The following is a 20,813-nucleotide window of genomic DNA, read 5'->3' as shown; positions in this document are numbered from 1 at the left end:
CTTAACCCGCTGCAGAAATATCGTATTTCTTCATCTTATGGTTGAGAGTGCTCATTGGAAGCGCCAATTGCTCAGCGGCCTTCTTGGTGTGCCAATTGCAAGCATTTAAGCAATCGATGATTACTGTACGCTCGTATTGGCTGACAACGTCCTTAAGGCTCTTTGAAACGTCTTCTAAATCCGCTTGTGCTTGCTGCTCGTAAGTAGGTTGCTCTGGGGTAGATGAAGCTGCTTTCATGTCGATACTTGGCACACTTTCTGGGATTTGTTCGCCAAACTCGATGTGAGTAATAGTTTCAAAATCGGACAGTAGCACCGAGCGCTCAATGATGTTCTTAAGCTCACGCACGTTCCCTGGGTATTGGTAGGCAAGGAGCTGTTTACGTACGTTGGCACTTAACCCTGGTGCTTGCGGCAAACCTAGCGTGTTGGTGGTGTGTTGCACGAAATGTTCGGCAAGGGGAATAATGTCTGACTTGCGAGCTCTCAATGGTGGTAATGTAATAGGGAACACATTCAAACGATAGAACAAATCGGCACGGAATCCGCCATCTTTGATTTGCTGCATAAGATTACAGTGGGTTGCGGCGATAACGCGAACGTCCACTTCAATCTCTTTGCTAGTGCCGATTGGGCGAACTTTACGTTCCTGTAGCACACGCAGCAATTTTGCTTGCAGTAGCATTGGCATATCGCCAATTTCATCTAGGAAAAGCGTGCCGCCGTTGGCTGCTTCAAACAAACCGACTTTGTCTTTGTCCGCGCCCGTGAATGAACCTTTCTTATGCCCAAACAGTTCAGACTCTAACAACTGTTCGGGAATTGCCGCACAGTTTTGTACGATCAAAGGCTGTTCTGAACGGTTAGAGTTTTCGTGAATGTATTTCGCGATCACCTCTTTACCTGCGCCCGTTTCACCACGCAACAGAACGTCGACAGGAAGAGATAGCACCTTATCAAGACGATTCAAGACATTGAGCATTTCTTCGCTCTCTGCAATAGGACCTTGATAGGCTTTCTGAGTACGTTTTTTGAGCTGAGTATTCTCGCGCACTAGGGCTTGATTGTCTGCATTGAGATTTTTAATCACTTGCCCGTATTGCTCTAACCACACAGCTTGGCGAATATTACTCGCGGCCATACGACAAAACTCAGTCAATGCAGCTTCATTGTCGATAACACTTAAATCGAGCAAGACCAAGAGTCCAATGGTCTTACTTTCGCTATCAATCAAAGGCCACGCCAGCAAGTTCTCGCTTTTTAGCCCTAGCGTCTGCTCAGTTTGATAGATGCTGTCACAGTCATAACCGTTGTACTTATACAACTCGTTAATCAATACCACTTCACCATTGCGAATGGCAAAGTTAAATGGATCGTTCTCACTAGCGGAATCAATCTGCAATGCCTCCCAAGGGTGGGAAACAATCGTTTTATCGTTATGGTGAGCGGTACTTGGAATCAACGCCTGGCCAGTCTGGTCCAAAACATAAATGATGCCGTGCTTTGCGAGGGTCATTTGTCTCGCAGCGGTCAACACAGCATCCAAGGTTTGGGTAAGCTGGCTGCGATCAGCCAAAGACTGACTGATCGCAAGTAGGGCGTTACTAAGTTCGCTATGGTTAGCTGAACGCATAGGTTAGTGTTCCTTGCTCATCGACAGACACTTCGATTTGCGTATGTGAATCATCCTTGTCATGCACTAGTAGCTGAGTCGAGAGCTGAGGCAGTAACTGACGGTTGATAACCGCGTCGATGTTACGCGCGCCCGTTTCAGCAAGGCGACAGTTACCTAGTACGAACTCAACCAAGCTGTCTTCGTAGCTCAGAGACAGCTTGTGATGGCTCTGTAGACGCTGAGAAACTTTGTTCAACTTGTGGTGAATAATTTCTGTCATTGCTTCATCAGACAGCGGAACAAATGGCAGTACCGACATACGTGCCAACAGCGCCGGTTTGAAGTGTTGGTTTAAAGTAGGGCGGATAGCTTCTGCGATGATGTTTGCATCGATGTCTTTTGATTGATGAACCAAAGATTCGATCTCGTGCGTTGCAAGGTTACTGGTCATGATGATCAGCGTGTTCTTGAAGTCGATGGTGCGGCCTTCGCCGTCGTTCAGCGTACCTTTGTCGAAAACTTGGTAGAACAAGTTCAACACTTCTGGGTCGGCTTTTTCTACTTCATCAAGAAGTACAACAGAATATGGACGCTGACGTACCGCTTCTGTCAGCATGCCGCCTTCACCGTAACCTACGTAACCTGGAGGTGAACCGATTAGGCGAGATACCGTGTGCTTCTCTTGGAACTCAGACATGTTAATGGTCGTCATAAAGCGCTCACCACCAAACATTTGATCAGCGATCGCACGAGCCGTTTCGGTTTTACCCACGCCACTTGGGCCAACCAGCAGGAATACGCCTGTTGGTGCGTCTGGGTTGCCTAAGCCTGCTTTCGCAGTTTGAATGCCTTCAGACAGTGCATCGATAGCGTATTCTTGGCCTTTGATGCTTTGTGTTAGGCTTTCTTTCAGTTTTAGCGTGGTTTCTGCTTCGTCTTGAAGCATCTTACCCATAGGAATGCCAGTCCAGTCCGAGATGACGTGGCTAACTTCATCTGGGCCCACTTCAAAGTGAACCAGTGGGTTGCCATTGCGGATTACATCTAGCTGCTCTTGGCAGGCCGAAATGGCAATGCGAACGGCTTCTTCATCCATTTCTGCATATGGAGAGACGTCTTGCTCTTGTTCTGAATCTTCGTCTGCAACAAGCTCTTCTTCATTTGTTTCGCCAAAGACCAGTTCATGTAAGCGAGAGCGTAGAGCAATCATCTCTTGGATCTGCTCTTTTTCTTTGTGCCATTGCGCTTCTTGTTCTGCTAGCTCTTCTTTCGTTGTTTCCATTGCCAGTTTTAGGTCTGGAATGTTAGCAAGGCTGTGCTTGTCGCCAGTTTGCTGCAGAGCATCACGCTCAAGTGCTTCAAGCTCGCGCTGTTGAGCTGCAAGTTCTTGTTGCAGAGTCTCAACAGAAGCAGGAATGGCATTAAGGCTGATGTTCACTCGTGCACACGCCGTATCTAGTACATCGATCGCTTTGTCTGGCAGTTGACGACCAGAGATGTAACGAGCAGAAAGTGCTGCCGCAGCAGTGATAGCATCGTCACGCACGTAAACGTTATGTGACTTCTCGTATGCTGGGCGCAGACCACGAATGATCAATGCTGCTTGCTCAGGAGACGGTTCGTCGAGTTTCACCAATTGGAAACGACGCGCAAGAGCAGGATCTTTCTCGAAGTACTTCTTGTATTCCGACCATGTTGTCGCAGCGATGGTTTTCACTTCACCACGCGCTAGGGCTGGTTTTAGCAAGTTTGCCGCGTCGCTGCCGCCCGCTTGGTTACCACCGCCAACAAGGGTGTGTGCTTCATCGATGAAAAGAATGATAGGGGTTGGCGAGTTTTTCACTTCATCCAATACTGCGTTTAGGCGTTTTTCGAATTCGCCTTTTACGCTTGCACCAGCTTGCAGAAGACCCATGTCCAGGCCGTAAAGCTCAACACCTTTGAGGTTGTCTGGTACGTCACCTTGTACAATCTTAAGTGCCAAGCCTTCTACTACTGCGGTTTTACCAACGCCCGGTTCACCAACAGCAATAGGGTTGTTTTTACGGCGACGAGCAAGAATGTCCACGATTTGGCGGATTTCTTGGTCGCGGCAGAAAACAGGGTCGATTTCGCCTTTGCGTGCTTTACCAGTGAAGTCGGTTGTGAACTTGCTCAGTGCTGAACCATCTTCACGAGCTTGTGTTTTTTCTGAAGTAGCAACTTGCGCCTCAATAGAGTGGCTTGTTAGCTCTGCAAAGTTACGCTTAAGGCTGTCAGGGTTTACCGCTTCAAGGATAGAGGCGTAACCATGTTGGCCGTAACGGAGAGGGTTGCTAACAAGAGTAAGGAGCAGGGCACCAGAGCGGATTTGTGTTTCGGATAGATCTAAAGAAGAAACCAGCCAACTTTCTTGCAACCATTCGATTAATAAAGCAGAAAAAACAGGTTTGCTGCCATTTCCTTTAGCGTTGGTGTCGAGTGTGGATCGAACCGATTGTCTTAATAAGTTCTCAGAACAATCAAAATGACTCAATAAGACGTCAAAATCACTATTTGGCCTTTCTAATAGACTCAGTAAATAATGCTCAATTTGAACTTCGTTTGCTTTTTCAGAGACTGCAAGTGCAGCGGCGTCTTCTAATGCTACTTTTGCAATCGGGTGTAGACGCTGAATTAATGAAGAAAGGTTTATATTTATCATAGCCATTTTATTCTTTAGAGGAAAAGAGGTAGCGGCTATTATACTAAAAGTAATTGCGTTCTTTTTTTATCAAGATATTTTGACTATCGTTTGTTGGTTATTTTTAATGATTATTGTGACATTAATGTTTGTGGTTATTTTAATGGCGTTGTTATTCTAAATTAATTGATAGTAAAAGTGTCGGATTTATTAGTTTTAATGACTTTATTTACACGGTTTTATATGGTTATTTTCACTTTTTAAAGTTAGAACAATTTATTATTATCTTAATCCAACTTTTTGGTTTTTTATCCAATAAATTGTACTCAATATATTAGTGAACAATGCCTGTAATTACTTAAGTTGTTGTTTTTGTTTGATTTTTAAAGTTGGCACGGACTTTGATTATACCAACTAGTCGCGGTGATAAGCGATTTGGTGATTTAAACAAAACAGATTTTAGAAAAGGAAATAGCGATGCCAACTCCAGCATATATGTCTATCCAAGGTGAGACTCAAGGCCATATTACTAAAGATACTTACTCTGCAGATTCAGTAGGTAACACATGGCAAGAAGCTCACGTTGATGAGTTCCTAGTACAAGAACTTGATCACGTGCTAACAGTTCCACGTGATCCACAAAGTGGTCAGCCAACTGGTCAACGTGTACACCGTCCACTTGTTGTAACTAAAGTTCAAGATCGCTCATCTCCACTACTATTCAACGCACTAGTATCTGGCGAAAAACTTCCTGAGTGTGTGATCCGCTTCTACCGCACTTCAGTTCAAGGTAAACAAGAGCACTACTACTCAATCAAATTGATTGATGCGCTACTTGTCGATATCCAAACTCGTATGAACCACTGTCAAGACGCAGCAACAGCTGACCGCGTGACAGAAGAAGTGCTTAAGTTCACTTACCGTGCGATCGAAGTAACTCACGAAAACTGTGGTACTGCGGGTAACGACGACTGGCGTGCTCCACGCGAAGCTTAATTGCTCGTCGCGTAAAGATTCAGGGCCAACGATTGTTGGCCCTAATTCGATTATTTGTATCAGGTAAAAGATATGGTGAATGACGTAGAATTTAAATTTGAAGTGCCTGGATGTGGGCATGAATTTCGGGTTGAGAGCTTTCATGTTCATGAAGAGTTATCTAAGCCTTTCCACATCAATCTCTCATTACTTTCACTTGATCCAGATATCTCGTTCGATGAGTTAATACGTAAAGCAGGAACATTGACACTTTACGGACAAGGTGTTGGGGCTGCGCGTGTGTTCAACGGAGTGGTGAATGAAGTTCGTTACTTAGGGACTGGGCGTCGTTTTTCTCGTTATCAATTAGTCTTGGTTCCTCAAGCTTGGTTCTTATCTCAGCGCCAAGATTGTCGTATTTTCCAGCAAAAGTCAGCGCAAGACATCATCACAGAAGTACTCGATGATGGGGCAGTCACCGATTACCGATTTGAAGTGTCGGGTACTTATCCTCCAAAAGAATACGTTCTGCAATACCGTGAGTCTGACTTGCACTTCGTGCAGCGTATGATGGCTGAACACGGTATGTGGTATTACTTTGACCATAGCGATTCAAATCATACGATGGTCATTGTCGACAGTAATGACGCGATTGCACCTTTGATAAGCTCGCCACTAAATGCTTCTTACATTGGGCCGATTGTTTATCATGCCGATGGTGGCGGTGTTGCCGATCGCGAACATATCTCTGATCTCGAGTTAGTTAACCGCGTTAGAACAGGACAGGTTACGTACACAGATTACAACTACGAACACCCTAAAATTCCACAAGAGATGACACAGGCTGGCGAGCTAGACCAAGATCTCAAGCAGTTTGATTATCCTGGACGATACGTTGACCCGCTGATGGGTCAGGTGAGAACCACGGAGTGGATGTCGGAACACATAGTCGATAATCAACAAGTGGAAGCAACGAGTGACGTAATGCGCTTAGCATCTGGTTACAGCTTTAACGTCAGTGACCACCCGCGTTCTGAGATTAACCGCGATTACCTTATGTTGTCTGTAATGCACACAGGTCAAGATCCGCAAGTGCATGAAGATGAAGCGAGTGGTATGCCAACCACTTACTACAACCAGTTCTCGTGTATTCCACGTGATGTGGTGTTTAAGGCGCCTAAACTAGCAGCACCAGTGGTTGATGGCCCTCAAACGGCGGTTGTTGTAGGACCAGAAGGTGAAGAGATTTACACCGACAAGCTTGGTCGAGTGAAAGTACAGTTCCATTGGGATCGCTACGGTGATAACAACGAACATTCAAGCTGTTGGATTCGTGTAAGCCAATCCATGGCGGCGCCAACATGGGGCGCAGTTTATTTGCCGCGTATTGGCCATGAAGTCGTAGTGACTTTCCTTGAGGGGGATCCAGATCGTCCGTTAGTTACGGGCGCAGTTTACAACGGTTTGCATTTCCCACCGTACTCTTTGCCAGAAAACAAAACTCGTACCACGTTCCGCACGCAAACGCACAAAGGAACAGGTTACAACGAGTTGAGTTTTGAAGACGAAGCGAACCAAGAAGAAGTCTATATTCACGCTCAAAAAGACATGTCGACCAAGGTGCTCAACAACCGTTACCGTGATATCGGTCAAGATGAATTCTTGAAGGTTGCACGTCACCAAACGAATGAAGTTCATGGTGACCATAAAGAAACCATTCATGGACATAAAACGACACAAGTAAACAGTACGTTTACCGAGACAGTCGAGCAAGACGTTACCGTCACATACAACGCGAACGAAGCCCAGTATGTGAAAAACAATTCTGACTTAGAAATTGGTGATAACCGTACGACTAAGATCGGTAAAAATGATGACTTAGATATTGGCGAAAACAGTAACCTTACTATCGGTGCGTCTAAGAGTTCAGATATTGGTGCGGATGATAACCAGACGATTGGTGGCAACTTAACGGTATCAGTGAAAGGGAACACCGCTTATAAAGCCGATGGTGCAACGCAAATTATCAGTGGCGACAAGATTGTATTGAAAACGGGTGGTTCCTCTTTAGTGATGAACAGTGATGGTTCAATAAAGTTATCAGGCTCGGCTATTACGATCGAAGGCAGTGACAAAGTCGTCGTGAAAGGTGGCAACGTAGTGGTTAACTAACAATGGAAAAACAACCTCTTACAACAGAAGTAATATCAGAGCAGCAAGCCGAATCAACGGCTTGCTTTTCGCGTTTTGGAAGAATAGTGGCTATCAATGAGTCTACGGGCAGTGTGCGAGTTGATTTTGATGGTAACCCATTTAAGCAGCCACTCACTGCGAGACTAGGACGTGGCTTTCGTCGTTCTGAGCTGCAAATGGCTATCGATAATCGATTAAGTTGTCGAGTTGAATTTTTGAACGACGACTTAAGCTTGCCTCTTGTGACGGACATTTTCTTCTCCATTCTGGATGACTCTGACGAGTTTGTATTGCGAGCGAAGAAGATGGTTATCGAGACAGAACAAGAGTTGGTAGTCAAAAGTGGTGAGACAGAAACTCGCTATAGCGGGCGCGATGGACGAATTACCACTAAAGCGAAGTACGTCACTTCTCAAGCAGAAAAAGCACAAAAAATTCAAGGCGGAACGATCGCAATTAACTAATTACCTAGCATTAGCTAATTTACGTCGAGTTAGCTAATTACTTTGTATTAACTAATTGCAATCGCGTTATGGCACGCTAATAACGGATAACTAGATGCGACAAAGAATCGGTGTCGAGCACCTAAAGGCACCCATAACCAATCAAGAAGTCGAAGGCGCGTTAGCAAAAGCTGAGCGCGCTGTGAACGACCTTTCCCAATTGCCAGTAACATGGCTGGATTTCTGTAATGAAAAGCTGTCCATTGCTTCTGAAAGTATCGGTTTTTTAATCAGGCAGCGAGTTCAAATTCACAAAAGGGGTTATCCAAGTCGTGAGTTGGCGTATCTCAAGCTGATTGAACGCCAAATTGAAGAACTGAAGCAGGTGTACTTGTCGTTTTATCGGTTAGCACCGGGGTTGATTCATCAGTTAAGAGGCCAGGAGCCAGAAATCTACAGCTGGCTGATGCTACAAGGCGAGTTGGGCTCAGCGTTGGATAACCTTTTGTGCGGCTTGAGTTTACTCGAAGATATTGACGCTAAAACCGCAATGGTCATTGCCGTACAATCTCCGGTTGAATCTATGGATAGCACGCTTTCGGAGCTTATTGAGGGTAATGCGACATCCAGTGCGTTTTACTTTGAATGCTTACGTGTACGTCAAACATTAAGTGTTTCTCTCATCAAGCGCTGGCACAAAGCCAGCATCATTAGCTCTCATGTTGCTTTGCCACTGCTCGCTTTACAAGACGTGAAAGAGGGGATTGATTGGCTCAATGACAATGCAGGCAGCGAACAATATCTATTTGAACGTTTGATTACCAAACGTGACAGAGGCACTTGGCTCCGTCAGTGCTTTGGCATCGAACCAAATGGATTACCATCAGCGCAAGTGCTCACTTATGCCAAGTTACTTGAGTTAAAAGAGTTTGAGGCGTTTGATATCTCTTCTTCATTAGCACCTGTTGATTTTGCGCTGGGTGGTGATTGGAAACTGGTACCCCAAATCATCGAGCACTTGGAAAGTCTGGAGGAAGGTGAAGCTGAGGGTGAAATTTGGCTTCAAGCCTTGTATGTCGTCTACGGAAAGCTTCTTCCTCTGACTCCGCAAGATGTTGGTGTCGAGTATGAATGGGAAGAGATTGTCGATCTGCTCAATGAGTGGGTGGAAGATGAAAAATATATCCAAAATCTACCAAGCCGCTTGGGTTACGCATTGAGCTTCGAGTCTACGTTAGCTGCGATGCAAGATGCTAACGTTGATGTGCTGTTCCGCGATTGGCTATGGCGTCAACTCTGTATTCAATCCAGAGCCTACGTGCCTTGGGATATGGCAATGCCGATTCATCAACAAGACTGGAACTTTAACAATTTAAAGGCCGCACCTTCTGCGAGCGAACGATTCAACTTAAGGAATAGCAATGCAGTTATGGGATATTGAGGCGTACCCTGAGCTATCACTCAAAGGTCGTTTTCAACGTGACGAAAACGGCGATGAAGTCTGGGTTGTAGTCGCCAAACGCACATGGCAATTCGATGGTGTGGTTTGGCACGAATTAGGTGAAAGTGAAATCTTCGATGATCCCCAATATTTGGGCGAAGAAGGCTTCTCTGCGATGAAAGTTGACCACGAGTTCGCGTATACCAAAGAAAACACAGATGTACTTGTTTACGGCAAAGCGCGCAGCTACGCGAAAAAGCCAGTGACATACCAAGAGTGTCGTGTGCTGATTGATGGTCATATCGATAAGACTCTCGCTATTCACGGGGAACGCGTATGGGTTGAGCATGCTGGCAGTATCACGCTGAGCAATCCAGTCCCATTTATTGAAAAAGACATTGATTACACTTGCGCGGTAGGCGGTGATTTACGTAACCGAATAGGTGGTGGGGTTGCCGACTCCAACAAAGAATTGCTTGAACAGAAAGTGCCCTCGATTTTTTATCCCCGAGAGGACTGGAGTGCCGCCGCGAAAAAACTACGCGTTGCGGGGTTCGGGCCAGTGCCTCCGTTCTTTGAGTCGCGCCAGAAGCTGGCCGGCACGTTCGATGACGATTGGATTGAGAATCGCAAGCCAATGTTGCCACTCGATTTTGATAAGCGGTTCTTCCAAAGCGCGCCTATTGATCAACAGTGCAAAGGCTTCCTTCGTGGGGGGGAGCGTTTGATGATGAGTGGCTTTTGTCATGATGACACGCTTTCATTTCGAATTCCTAAAGAAAAATACCGTGCGATCGCGACGTTCAAAGATCAAAGTTATCAAGCTGATATGGCGATGTACACCTTATTCGTTGATACGGAAAAGAAAACTATATCAATCAGTTACACCGCTGCGTTTCCTTGTCAGGGCAAGGAACATTTGTTGGTGTCGACATCCATCACTAAGTTGGAAGAGGTAAGCGAGCATGCATAATTCAACAGGCCGTTACGTGCTAGGGATGGAAGTGATGACGCCAACCGGTATGAATTTAGATATTGCTAGTGCAGTTTCGTATGCTGACTTAGGAAGATTCGACCAATGTGTAGGGGATGATGGTATCGAGCGTTTTACTTACGCCAAAATCGAATACACCAAAGAAAGTGAGCAGTTTGAGAAAACGTGTGAGTTAATCACCCACTTGCTTGATTCATTGTTAGAACAGTTACCACGTTCATTGAGACCAATACCTTTGCTTATAGCGGTGCCTGCGTCTGTTTCACTAGTAAAGGTGCAAGAATGGCTTGGTGAAAGTAACTATGCTGAATTTCTCTCTGTGGTGAATGCTGTTCATGCCAGTGGGCCTAGTTTCGTTCTCCAGGCCATGAAATCATTGGATAAATATGATGCTATGATGTGTATCAGTGTCGATTCCTTGGTGAGTTCGATGCAAACACTCATCGACGATGCGATGGTAATGAGTACCAATAATCCATGGGGCGTTATTCCGAGTGAGGGTGGGGCGGGTTTAATTCTTTGTCGAAGAAATACCGTAGAAACATTGAAACTTAAGCCTCAAGCGCAGCTTGGCTACATTGATACGGAATTAAACACTTCAGACCGAAGAGGCATGTTTCGACTTGTTCAACGTGCGAGTAAAAAGCTCGATTTATTTGGTGAAGTGTATTCCGATATGACGAACCTGCGCATGCATTCGGAAGATTACGGCTTTGCTCTGGGGGCTAAAGCAGAACGATTCACGAACCCAGAACAACCGCAGCTTATCAATGAGTTGTGGGGCACAATGGGCAGTTGTTCTTCTCTCGCTTTAATTGCCTTTGCGGTCAGAGAGCACCACTTTAAGCAACCAACTACGTTGTTAATGTTCGACTTTCATGGTGACAAAGGAGTTCTCCAATTACTGCAATGTTAGTGGGCACTCATCGATCAAATGGCAATGAAAATATACTCATATTATTAGGTTGAAGTTTGTAACACGAAAAAGCGTATAACTCATGCAGTGAAAGCGTAAGTAAAAAGGTCTAATAAGTTAGTAATAATAACTAAAATAATAGGCTTACTGTTTGTTTTAAATACCAACCTTGATACAAGTACGTTCAAGAAAATATTATTCAACTCTAATAATATTTATTCTATGAAAGAGTACTAAGTGTCTAATAATCAGAGTACAGCCAAAGGATATATCGATCAGTTGGTTGTTAAAGCTATTGAGAAAAAGAAACTGAATGAGCAAAGGCTAGCAGAAAAAAATAAGCCGAAGCTTGAGTACGTGCTTTTTTCACAGTTTGATGTATTAGACAAGCTTCCTTCTAGAAATGGTAAGACAACGGTTTACCATCTTGCAAAAAAAGGGCAGCCAGAGAAGCAAATCTGTTGCAAAGTTATCAATGATGACTCGCCAGAATTTGCGAGCAAAATGTTGATTAACGAAGCGAGCAGGCTGGAGCTTTCTCAACACCCTAGCGTGGCTAACTTTGTAAAAATCGGCAACGAATTCGAACGCCCATATTTGATGTACGAGTGGATCCAAGGTGAATCACTGGCAGAAAAAATGGAGCGTCATTCTTCTAAAGGCTTCCGCCACGACCACATCGCTTGGTTGGTGTATCAACTCGCTGGCGCTCTAGAGTTTATGCATACAAGAGGTATCTGCCATCTTGATATTAAACCATCTAACGTATTAGTGAGTGAAGGCGATTACGTTAAGCTCATTGATTTCGGCGCTGCTCGTTACATTGGAGAGACAGAACCTTACGCAGAGGCAAGCTTGAGCTACGCTTCCCCTCTTTATATAGAAACTGGCATCGCGGAACCGCAAGATGATGTTTACTCTCTCGCTTTGCTCGCTGGACACCTATTTTTAGGATCAATATTTGGTGATGCTTGGAATAAGCAGTTAAAAGATCGAAAGCGTCCGGCTTTGATCCCGGCTCATATTTGGAAATTGCTGAAAGAAGTCATCAACAAACCAAGAGGGCATGGCTATACCGCTATTTCTTTTGCTCAACAGTTAGCGCGAATCGATACGCAATCAATTAGCTCAAATTCTAACGCACCAATTTTCAGTAGCTTGCGTAACGCGGACTTGCTGCTTACACACTGTAAGCCAAATGATAAAACGGCGTATGGTCGCTTTAAAATATTAGAGGCGAGCTTAGTGTTGAGTGTGCTGGCAACAGCAGGAAGTTATTTGTATCAACAGAATAAAGATCAATTGGATGCCATTTTTTCCCGAGGTGTCACTACTGTAACTCACGTTATTACGCCCTCTGAAACGGCTTCTTTTTTGGCTCAGCCTCCATGGAAAATCAAAGAAGAATTGTCTCAAGCTACTCAGAGTATTGATATGACAGTAGCTTATCGAACAGCATATCAAGCTCAGCAGTTAAGCCTCTCGAATTTATATGAAGAAAAACAGGCTCAGTTAACGTCGTATCAATCGTTAGCGGATGGCTTACCAATGGCATTAGTCGAATTACGTAAGGAGCTTGTCACCTTGCGAGAAACCCTTGTTCGTGACGGTGCCCTGTTTCCATATGCGGATGAGGCGTTGACTAAAGTGATGTCTGGATTAAATGTCGCGTCTATCGATTCCATGAAAGTATCTGCCATAGCTGGCAGTCGAGATAAGCAGATTGCTCGCTTAATTTTAGATGGTGAAGCTAAGCTCGCAGAAAATGAAATGAAAGAGGCATGGTTATTAAACCAGTCACAAGCCTATTTCTACAACCAAGTCTTACCAAAGGCTGTGATGGAAAATATTAATGACTCCATCGATAAACATGCAGAGGCGCACTTTTACACCAAAGCAATTGAAGAAGCTGAATTAGCCAAAGCCTACTTCGGTAATACGCCAGAACTAGACAAAAAAATAAAGGATTTAATCGTCGCAAGAAGCGAATTTATTTTGTTTAGCACCGTGATGGAGCAATCCGTTTACGACAAACAAAAGCTACATGAATCCCTTGCCGATTTAGAACGGAATGCACCAAGCAAATTTACAGAAATCACGAAAATTCTAGATAGCATGGCGTCGGATGCGATAGAGCAGAGCCATCGGTTATCTAAGCCAGCAAATGGCGCAATTGCGGTAGCGCGTGCGTTGAGAGATTACTTGACTGAAGGAGACGTGAATTTTGTCCAACATTGATATAGATCGTCTGCTTAATCCTATTTCTGATGAATCTCCAGTGGGAAACGATGCCCGTTACGAGTTTTGCTACGAGATGATGGAATCTGAAGTAAAGAAATTCGGTTCCTTGTTTGGCGAAACAGTAGATTGGAGCGTGGTAAAAACGCACGCGACTGAAGTTCTAGAGCACCACAGTAAAGACTTAAAAGCCATTTGTTACCTCGTTCGCGCGCTAACAGAAGAGTTTGGTCTGCAAGGCTTTGAACAAGGTCTAAAGCTGCTTAGTGAGGCGTTAAGTCGCTTTGGCGTTGAATTGTATCCTTCGCGAAAGCGGGGTCGAGATGGCGCGGTTGAATGGTTGAACCATCAGTTTAAACTGGTCAGTAGCAAGTTAGCGGAAAGTGCTCAGTCATGGGAGTTGGTATCAAACTGCATTTCGACTATTGAAGAAGTGCAGCGCCAGTACGACGAGGTTTACCAAGACTCAGAAGCGGATTTCTTTGAGATTCGCACTCAGCTCAACGTCTTATCTCAACAAGCTGCGGCTGATGAGCAGAGCGATGATGCAGTCGTTAACGTCGAACAAGCGGCGCCTGCACCAGCTACGCAGTCTGCTGCCGAAGAAACGCCAGCGCAGAGTGAAGTGCAAACCGCACCGGTGAAGGCGGTTCCGCCGGCCCCTAAACCTGCGCCAGTTAAGAAAGCGGTGGCAAAAGAAGTGGATGTCGATACGGACTTCTCTTCGCCGACGGCTTCTAAGCGCACCTTGAAGAAGGTTGCGGAAGTCATGCTTCATGCGAACCCAAGTGATCCGCTGGCTTACCGGATTTATCGTCATCTGACTTGGGATGACATTGATGGTCTACCCGACCACCAAAATAATCAAACGCCTTTGAGCTTGGCAGTGTCGTCCGATCAACAAGCGGAATACCGAGATAAAGCTGACCAAGAAAGCGACATCGACACCATTAAGCGTTTGGAGCGCACATTAACTGATGCGCCGTTTTGGCTGACGGGCCATTACTTCGTGTATTCGATGCTTAATAACTTGGGCTTTGATGATGCAGCGCTTGCTGTGAAACAAGAAGTGACGCGTTTTGTTGAATCGCTAGAGGGCATCGAGCACCTCTCATTTAAGAATTCTATACCATTTGCAGATGAAGCGACCTTGAGCTGGTTATCGACTCAAGATACTACTTCTTCGACTTCTCAACCCGTTGTTCAAACGGTTGTGATTTCGCAGGAAGACTCGCTGCCAATGGAGGATATCACTCTAGAAAATCTAGGGGAATGTGCCGCAGAGCTTGCCCGCAAACTTGAGCTGGATAGCTCGGGACGTGGGCAGTTCATGCTGTATTTGCAATTGATAGCAGCTTACCAGTCTGTTGGATTATACCCGTTGTGTTTGCCGTATCTTGAGAAGGGGTGGGAAGTACAAAAAGCGTTTAATCTCGCGAGCTGGGAACCCCACTTATCGTCACAGTTAGAAGACCTAATTCGAAAAACACTCCATCGGTTATTTGGAAGCAAGGATCTTCTACCTGAGAAGTATGAAGAGTGGAAAGCAATTTACGACTAATTAAAGAGTTAGATAAGGAACGAATTATGTCACGTGACGGCTCGGTGGCTCCTAAAGAGCGAATTAATATCCGTTATGTTCCAGCAACTGGCGATACGCAAGAAGACGTAGAGCTGCCGCTAAGCATGATGGTAGTTGGCGACTTTACTGCGCGTGCAGATGAGACACCAATTGAAGAACGTACTCCAATTAACATCGACAAAGACAACTTTAACGAAGTGCTAGAGGGCATGTCTCCAAACGTTAAAGTCAACGTTGAAAACCGTCTTTCTGATGAAGAAGGCGGCCAGATTGGTGTTGATCTGACCTTCCAAAACATGAAGGACTTCTCTCCTGAAGCGATCGCGAAAAGTGTGCCTGAACTAAACAGCCTACTTGAGCTTCGCGAAGCCTTGGTTGCACTTAAAGGTCCTCTAGGAAACGTGCCTGCGTTCCGTAAGAAGATCGCATCGGTTCTTCAAGATGAAGAAGCGAGAAAGAAACTGTTGGATGAACTAAGCATTGGCAACGACCAAGACGCGAAAGAAGAGTAAGGGATATCATGTCTGCAGAAGCACAAGCGCCAGAACAAGAAGCAGCCTTAGTTGAATCAGGCTCACTTCTGGATAGCATTCTTAACGAAACACGTTTAAAGCCAAGTGATGAAGGTTTTGACGTTGCAAAACGCGGCGTAGAAGCATTCATCAGTGAGCTACTAAGCAGTTCGAACACAGAGAAAGTCGACCAATCTCTGGTTGATCTGATGATCTCTGAAATCGACCAAAAATTGTCTAAGCAAGTTGATGCAATTCTTCACAACGAAGAAGTTCAAGCGATTGAATCAACGTGGCGTGGCCTTAAGTACCTGGTTGATCACACTGACTTCCGCGAGAACATTCAAATCGAACTGATCTCTGCGAAGAAAGACGAAGTTCTTGATGACTTCGAAGACGCGCCAGAGGTGGTGAAGTCTGGCCTGTACAAGCAAATCTACACACGTGAATACGGGCAGTTCGGTGGTAAACCTGTTGGCGCCGTCATTTGTGATTACGCTATGTCAGCTTCGTCGCCTGACATCAAATTGATGGAATACATGGCTAACGTAGGTGCAATGTCTCACGCACCATTCATCACGTCTGCATCGGCTAAATTCTTTGGCCTAGACAGCTACGAAGAGCTGCCAAACCTAAAAGATCTGAAGTCTGTATTTGAAGGTCCACAGTACGCGAAATGGCGTGGTCTGCGTGAGCACGAAGATGCACGTTACCTAGGTCTATGTACATCTCGCTTTATGCTACGTACGCCTTACTCTGTTGAAGACAACCCAATTAAGGCGTTTGACTACGATGAGCAAGTGACAGACAGCCATGATAACTACCTATGGGGTAACTCAGCGTACGCGATGGCGTCTAAGATCAGTGAATCATTTGCTAAGTACCGTTGGTGTCCGAACATTATTGGCCCTCAAAGCGGTGGTACTGTACAAGATCTACCGGTTTACAACTTTGAAGCTATGGGTCAAATCGAGACTAAGATCCCAACCGAGATCCTGGTTTCTGACCGTCGTGAGTATGAGCTAGCAGAAGAAGGTTTCATTGCGCTAACCATGCGTAAAGGTTCTGACAACGCGGCGTTCTTCTCTGCAAACTCTGTTCAAAAACCAAAAGTGTTTGCGAACACGCCTGAAGGCAAACAAGCCGAGATGAACTACAAGCTAGGTACTCAGCTTCCTTACATGTTCATTATCAACCGTTTAGCGCACTACATAAAAGTGCTACAGCGTGAGCAAATTGGTTCTTGGAAAGAGCGTTCTGACCTAGAAATCGAATTGAACAAGTGGATTCGTCAATACGTTTCTGACCAAGAGAACCCGCCAGCGGAAGTTCGTGGTCGCCGCCCACTTCGCGCTGCGAAGGTTGAAGTATCAGACGTAGAAGGCGATCCAGGCTGGTACAAAGTATCGATGTCTGTACGTCCTCACTTCAAGTACATGGGCGCAAGCTTCGACTTGTCTCTAGTTGGTAAGCTAGACCAATAACCCATTACTGAAACCATCAAGCAGCCAGTGAAGACTGGCTGCTTTTTTCGTAGGATCGCATATGGAAAAAGGTTACCGTCTTTTAGAGCGGATCGAGCTAGGAGAACCAAAAAACTGCTACGAGAAAGTGGTGTCTCATAAGCATTTGATTGAATCCATTCACTCGCATCTCGCTGACTTGTTGAATACGCATTCCGGCAACGCAATGATCGACAATGAGTATGGTCTGCCAGATTTTAACGACGTACTTTCTAACAACACGAACCTCGTTCGCCATATTCAAAAAAACATCACGTCAACCATAGAACGCTTTGAGCCCCGACTGTTTAATGTCGAGGTTCATTACCGTGAAGACCACCATAATCCATTACAACTCGGCTTTGGTATTCGCGGCGAAGTTTCCCATAACGGCGGTAAAGTCCCAATGTCGATCGATGTCTACATGGGAACCGACGGCCAATTTAACGTTTAGTAGGTGCCACTTGAGTAACAGTAAATACTTTCAAGATGAACTCACGTATTTACGCGAGTCGGGTAGTGAGTTTGCCAAATATCATCCGAAGTTAACTCACTTTCTCTCTGAAGGAACTTTTGATCCAGATGTCGAACGACTGCTGGAAGGTTTTGCTTTTTTGACCGGACGCATCCGCGAAAAGATTGACGATGAACTTCCTGAGCTAACGCAATCTCTGATGACTTTGCTGTGGCCACATTACATGCGTTCGATTCCGTCTTTGTGTATTAGCGAACTAAAACCGCATACCGGAAGTGTTACTGAGAAAACCGTGGTGAAACGTGGTGCGGAAATGGCCAGCGAGCAGGTAGAAGGCACGCAGTGTTTGTTCCGTACTTGTTATGACGTCAATCTATACCCAATTACGATTACTAACATCGAACAAACTAACAGCCGCACCAGCTCGATGATTGATGTGACGTTATCGACGGAGCATGGCCTTGAGCTGTCTCGGATAGGTTTAGACACGCTGCGATTGCACCTGCATGGTGAGATTCATATTACTCGCACTGTCTTCTTATGGCTGTTCCGCTATCTAGATCACGTCGAGTTGGATGTTGGTGGCGGCTACAAACATCGTTTAGGGCCAGAATACGTTAAGCCAGTCGGGCATGAAGAGGACGAGGCGCTGTTGCCTTACAGCAAAAATTCCTTTGCAGGCTACCGTTTGCTGCAAGAATTCTTCTCTTTGCCAGATAAGTTCATGTTCTTCGACATTAAAGGCTTAGAGTGGCTAAAAGGCATTCCACAGCGCAGTACGGTCAAAATCAAATTCCACTTTAAGCGTGCTTTGCCTTCAGAGGTGGTGCTTAAAGATAAACACTTAAGGTTGCACTGCACACCTGCCGTTAACTTGTTTGAAAAAGACGGCGATCCAATCCGTTTAGAGCATCGACGAAACGAGTACAAGGTGCGTCCACAAAGTAACACTCAAGAGCATTACGAGGTTTATTCCATTGAGCAAGTGGAGAGCTGGAGTAAAGACGAGCGTCGCCGAAAACCACTGATTGAATTTGAATCGTTTGAGCACCAAATCAACCAGCGTGATAAGCGAGAGTTCTACAAATCCAAAGTGGGCGAGCGAGTAAGCGGAAGAGGGTTAGAGCGCTATATCTCATTCCATACTCACAATGGCGACATTGCGGATTTAGGGACTGAAACAGTATTGATGAAACTGCAATGCAGTAACGCGGACTTAGCGGAGCGCCTGTCAGTAGGAGACATCACTTACGCGACGCACAAATCGCCAACGTATGCGACGTTTAAAAACATTACTAAGCCAACACAGTCAGTAAGTCCTCAGGTTAATGGTGAACTTCAATGGCAGTTGATTGCCAACATGTCGCTCAACTACTTGTCTTTGGCCAATATCGATGTGTTGAAAGTGTTGCTCTCGACTTACGACTTCCACTCTCGAGTCGATAGACAAGCCCACCGCGCGTCGATTCATCGACTTGATGGCATTATTTCGTCAGAGATGAAACCAATCGATCGCGTATTTCGTGGTGTATCTGTGCGTGGTAACCAATTCAAGCTCGTGACGGACTCTAAGTTCTTCGTAAATGAAGGCGATATGTTCCTTATGGCCACGGTATTGAATGAATTTATCCGTTTGTATTCGAGTGTGAACTCCTTTACCGAACTAGAGGTGTTCGATGAAGCGACGGGCGAGGTTTACAACTGGGCAAGCCTAATCGGGCAGCAGACGATACTATGATTAACACACTTTCTGATAAGTCGAATGAGTTTAGTTTCTACCAAGCGGTGTTGCTGTTAGAGAAACACTACCAGCTGGAGCCAAACTCAAACTTTGTTGCCGTGGGCGAGAACAAATACTTCCACCAAGAACGAATTGAGTTCAGCGTGTCGCCAAACTTGTGCTTTCCAAAGAGTGATATGGATTTTATTACTCATATGGAAAGAAACGGACAGCAATATTCACGTATTGAGACGAACTTTCTTGGCTTGCATGGTTCAAGCTCGCCCCTACCTGCGTCTTACACTGAGAAACTCGTCGGTCGTGATCCCGATGATAACCCAGTGAAGGATTTCTTCGACTTTTTCCACAACCGCTATACAAGCTTACTGTATCGTGTTTGGAAGAAATACCGATATCACGTGCAGTACAAAAGCGGGGCAAGCGATGCGTTTTCTGGGCGCATACTGCATTTGGCTGGTCTCTCTAGTGTTATGCAAGATTGTGAAGTCGCGGAGTTAGATCGAGCGAAAGTTCTGTCTTACGTGAACCAGTTATCTACGCGTACACGTTCACCTAAGCTTATTTCCGGTATTGTTTCGCACTACTTTTCACTGCCGAATGTGCGAATCGAAGAATGGGTTTATAGACGCGTAGAAATCGCTGAAAGCCAGCGTAACAAACTCAATCGTTCCAATTGTATATTGGGGCAAAGCTTACACTTGGGACAAAGCATTGCGGATTTGAACGGCAAGTTTAACTTGTGTATCGACAACATTGATTTTGAAACGTTTAAGCAGTTTTCCTACGATGGTGAGTTACATAAGACGCTAGTGGGCTTGATGCGCTTTATTCTGCGTGACCCAATGTCGTGGGACCTAAAGTTGACAGTTAACCTAGACAGTATTCCAGAAAACAAACTGGGTAATGGAGAAGGGAACCAACTAGGTCAAACGTTCTGGCTAGGAAACCCTGGTGATAAAGACGCCAAAATTCGACTTATCGGAAGCATATAAGAAAGCCGCTCAACGAGCGGCCCTTTATGTTTTCCTCAAAGAGGTCAGAAAAGCTTAACGACTGATCGGCTGATGCAGTACAACGGTAGTATCAAGCCTTTGAATGCCGTTAAATGATTCAATTTCATTACAAAGATGATGAATAGACTGCAGGTCGGGCGCTTCAATTAGGGCAATAATATCAAAGTTGCCACCAACAACGCTCGTTAAGCGAACCTCAGGGATTTCTTTAAGTGCATTCGTTACATCATTCTTCTTACCCTTTTCACAAGAGATCAGTAGATAACTAGCGGCTTTTCGCCCTTCATTTTCTACACGAATCTGTGCGGTATAGCCTTTGATAATACCGGTCTTTTCTAAACGATTAATTCTTTCTGCTACTGCTGTTCGAGACAAACCAATGTTTCGGGATAGATTCGCAATCGACTCTCGCCCATTCGACAATAGACTTGAAAGTATTTTTCGATCTAATTTATCTAAACCTTGTAAAGTCATGTTTGAAATCATGTGTTCTGCCTATTTTGTTTTTATA

General features: G+C 45.1%; 16 protein-coding genes. 13 read left to right on the top strand and 3 right to left on the bottom strand.

Going from position 1 to position 20,813, the window contains the following annotated elements; all coding sequences use genetic code 11:
* Position 1: 1 nt before the first annotated feature.
* Positions 2-1,633 (bottom strand): sigma-54-dependent Fis family transcriptional regulator, encoded by a 1,632-nt coding sequence (locus tag R7P36_RS04465; RefSeq protein ID WP_213899189.1) that lies wholly within the window; start codon positions 1,631-1,633, stop codon positions 2-4.
* Positions 1,620-4,298: a type VI secretion system ATPase TssH gene (gene tssH / locus R7P36_RS04460; protein WP_025998546.1), complete on the bottom strand. Its 2,679-nt coding sequence runs from the start codon at positions 4,296-4,298 to the stop codon at positions 1,620-1,622. Before tssH ends, R7P36_RS04465 begins: the two co-directional genes overlap by 14 nt.
* A 456-nt stretch (positions 4,299-4,754) precedes the next feature.
* On the opposite strand from tssH, the gene R7P36_RS04455 reads away from it, so the two are divergent.
* From R7P36_RS04455 to tssG, 13 genes are all read left to right on the top strand, one after another.
* A complete protein-coding gene (locus tag R7P36_RS04455) occupies positions 4,755-5,273 on the top strand; it encodes an Hcp family type VI secretion system effector (protein ID WP_005373415.1) in 519 nt (172 codons plus the stop codon).
* 72 nt (positions 5,274-5,345) lie between these two features.
* Entirely contained in the window at positions 5,346-7,424 is a 2,079-nt protein-coding gene (tssI, locus tag R7P36_RS04450) for a type VI secretion system tip protein VgrG (RefSeq protein ID WP_042523523.1), read from the top strand.
* Positions 7,425-7,426: 2 nt separating this feature from the next.
* Entirely contained in the window at positions 7,427-7,909 is a 483-nt protein-coding gene (locus tag R7P36_RS04445) for a hypothetical protein (protein WP_025767908.1), read from the top strand.
* Positions 7,910-8,003: 94 nt separating this feature from the next.
* Positions 8,004-9,329, top strand: coding sequence for a hypothetical protein (locus R7P36_RS04440; RefSeq protein WP_171343143.1), 1,326 nt, complete (start codon positions 8,004-8,006; stop codon positions 9,327-9,329).
* The gene (locus tag R7P36_RS04435) at positions 9,310-10,302 is read left to right on the top strand and encodes a DUF2169 domain-containing protein (protein ID WP_042523528.1); all 993 of its coding nucleotides are present in this window, start codon (positions 9,310-9,312) and stop codon (positions 10,300-10,302) included. The genes R7P36_RS04440 and R7P36_RS04435 overlap by 20 nt, the downstream gene beginning before the upstream one ends.
* Complete coding sequence (locus tag R7P36_RS04430) at positions 10,295-11,239, top strand: hypothetical protein (RefSeq protein ID WP_213899188.1); 945 nt, start codon at positions 10,295-10,297, stop codon at positions 11,237-11,239. The genes R7P36_RS04435 and R7P36_RS04430 overlap by 8 nt, the downstream gene beginning before the upstream one ends.
* A gap of 237 nt (positions 11,240-11,476) precedes the next feature.
* Entirely contained in the window at positions 11,477-13,477 is a 2,001-nt protein-coding gene (locus R7P36_RS04425; RefSeq protein WP_171343146.1) for a serine/threonine protein kinase, read from the top strand.
* Positions 13,464-15,038: a type VI secretion system protein TssA gene (tssA, locus tag R7P36_RS04420; RefSeq protein WP_136976740.1), complete on the top strand. Its 1,575-nt coding sequence runs from the start codon at positions 13,464-13,466 to the stop codon at positions 15,036-15,038. Before R7P36_RS04425 ends, tssA begins: the two co-directional genes overlap by 14 nt.
* A 26-nt stretch (positions 15,039-15,064) precedes the next feature.
* On the top strand, positions 15,065-15,571 hold the full coding sequence (tssB, locus tag R7P36_RS04415) for a type VI secretion system contractile sheath small subunit (protein ID WP_005373381.1): 507 nt from the start codon (positions 15,065-15,067) through the stop codon (positions 15,569-15,571).
* 8 nt (positions 15,572-15,579) lie between these two features.
* Positions 15,580-17,055 carry a type VI secretion system contractile sheath large subunit gene (gene tssC, locus R7P36_RS04410; protein ID WP_005373378.1) on the top strand — a complete coding sequence of 492 codons (1,476 nt, stop codon included), beginning with the start codon at positions 15,580-15,582 and terminating at the stop codon, positions 17,053-17,055.
* A gap of 61 nt (positions 17,056-17,116) precedes the next feature.
* Complete coding sequence (gene tssE / locus R7P36_RS04405; protein ID WP_033906409.1) at positions 17,117-17,527, top strand: type VI secretion system baseplate subunit TssE; 411 nt, start codon at positions 17,117-17,119, stop codon at positions 17,525-17,527.
* A 10-nt stretch (positions 17,528-17,537) separates the two neighbouring features.
* Positions 17,538-19,286 carry a type VI secretion system baseplate subunit TssF gene (gene tssF / locus R7P36_RS04400; RefSeq protein ID WP_017820373.1) on the top strand — a complete coding sequence of 583 codons (1,749 nt, stop codon included), beginning with the start codon at positions 17,538-17,540 and terminating at the stop codon, positions 19,284-19,286.
* Complete coding sequence (gene tssG, locus R7P36_RS04395) at positions 19,283-20,281, top strand: type VI secretion system baseplate subunit TssG (RefSeq protein ID WP_017820372.1); 999 nt, start codon at positions 19,283-19,285, stop codon at positions 20,279-20,281. Before tssF ends, tssG begins: the two co-directional genes overlap by 4 nt.
* Before the next feature lie 54 nt (positions 20,282-20,335).
* On the opposite strand, the gene R7P36_RS04390 is transcribed toward tssG, so the two are convergent.
* Positions 20,336-20,788 carry an Lrp/AsnC family transcriptional regulator gene (locus tag R7P36_RS04390; protein ID WP_005373369.1) on the bottom strand — a complete coding sequence of 151 codons (453 nt, stop codon included), beginning with the start codon at positions 20,786-20,788 and terminating at the stop codon, positions 20,336-20,338.
* Between the last annotated feature and the right edge of the window lie 25 nt (positions 20,789-20,813).

This window comes from Vibrio sp. 397 (genome assembly GCF_033339395.1).
Classification (GTDB): Bacteria; Pseudomonadota; Gammaproteobacteria; order Enterobacterales; family Vibrionaceae; genus Vibrio; species Vibrio alginolyticus.
The sequence above is the reverse complement of the archived record's forward strand: the minus strand, read 5'-3'. Positions and strand labels throughout refer to the sequence as shown.

Excerpts from the sequence above, each read along its gene's own strand:
- R7P36_RS04390 (WP_005373369.1), bottom strand. The coding sequence starts at position 20,788 with ATGATTTCAAACATGACTTTACAAGGTTTAGATAAATTAGATCGAAAA.
- R7P36_RS04435 (WP_042523528.1), top strand. The coding sequence starts at position 9,310 with ATGCAGTTATGGGATATTGAGGCGTACCCTGAGCTATCACTCAAAGGT.
- R7P36_RS04430 (WP_213899188.1), top strand. The coding sequence starts at position 10,295 with ATGCATAATTCAACAGGCCGTTACGTGCTAGGGATGGAAGTGATGACG.
- tssB (WP_005373381.1), top strand. The coding sequence starts at position 15,065 with ATGTCACGTGACGGCTCGGTGGCTCCTAAAGAGCGAATTAATATCCGT.
- tssC (WP_005373378.1), top strand. The coding sequence starts at position 15,580 with ATGTCTGCAGAAGCACAAGCGCCAGAACAAGAAGCAGCCTTAGTTGAA.
- tssE (WP_033906409.1), top strand. The coding sequence starts at position 17,117 with ATGGAAAAAGGTTACCGTCTTTTAGAGCGGATCGAGCTAGGAGAACCA.
- R7P36_RS04440 (WP_171343143.1), top strand. The coding sequence starts at position 8,004 with ATGCGACAAAGAATCGGTGTCGAGCACCTAAAGGCACCCATAACCAAT.
- R7P36_RS04445 (WP_025767908.1), top strand. The coding sequence starts at position 7,427 with ATGGAAAAACAACCTCTTACAACAGAAGTAATATCAGAGCAGCAAGCC.
- tssI (WP_042523523.1), top strand. The coding sequence starts at position 5,346 with ATGGTGAATGACGTAGAATTTAAATTTGAAGTGCCTGGATGTGGGCAT.
- R7P36_RS04455 (WP_005373415.1), top strand. The coding sequence starts at position 4,755 with ATGCCAACTCCAGCATATATGTCTATCCAAGGTGAGACTCAAGGCCAT.
- tssG (WP_017820372.1), top strand. The coding sequence starts at position 19,283 with ATGATTAACACACTTTCTGATAAGTCGAATGAGTTTAGTTTCTACCAA.
- R7P36_RS04465 (WP_213899189.1), bottom strand. The coding sequence starts at position 1,633 with ATGCGTTCAGCTAACCATAGCGAACTTAGTAACGCCCTACTTGCGATC.
- tssH (WP_025998546.1), bottom strand. The coding sequence starts at position 4,298 with ATGATAAATATAAACCTTTCTTCATTAATTCAGCGTCTACACCCGATT.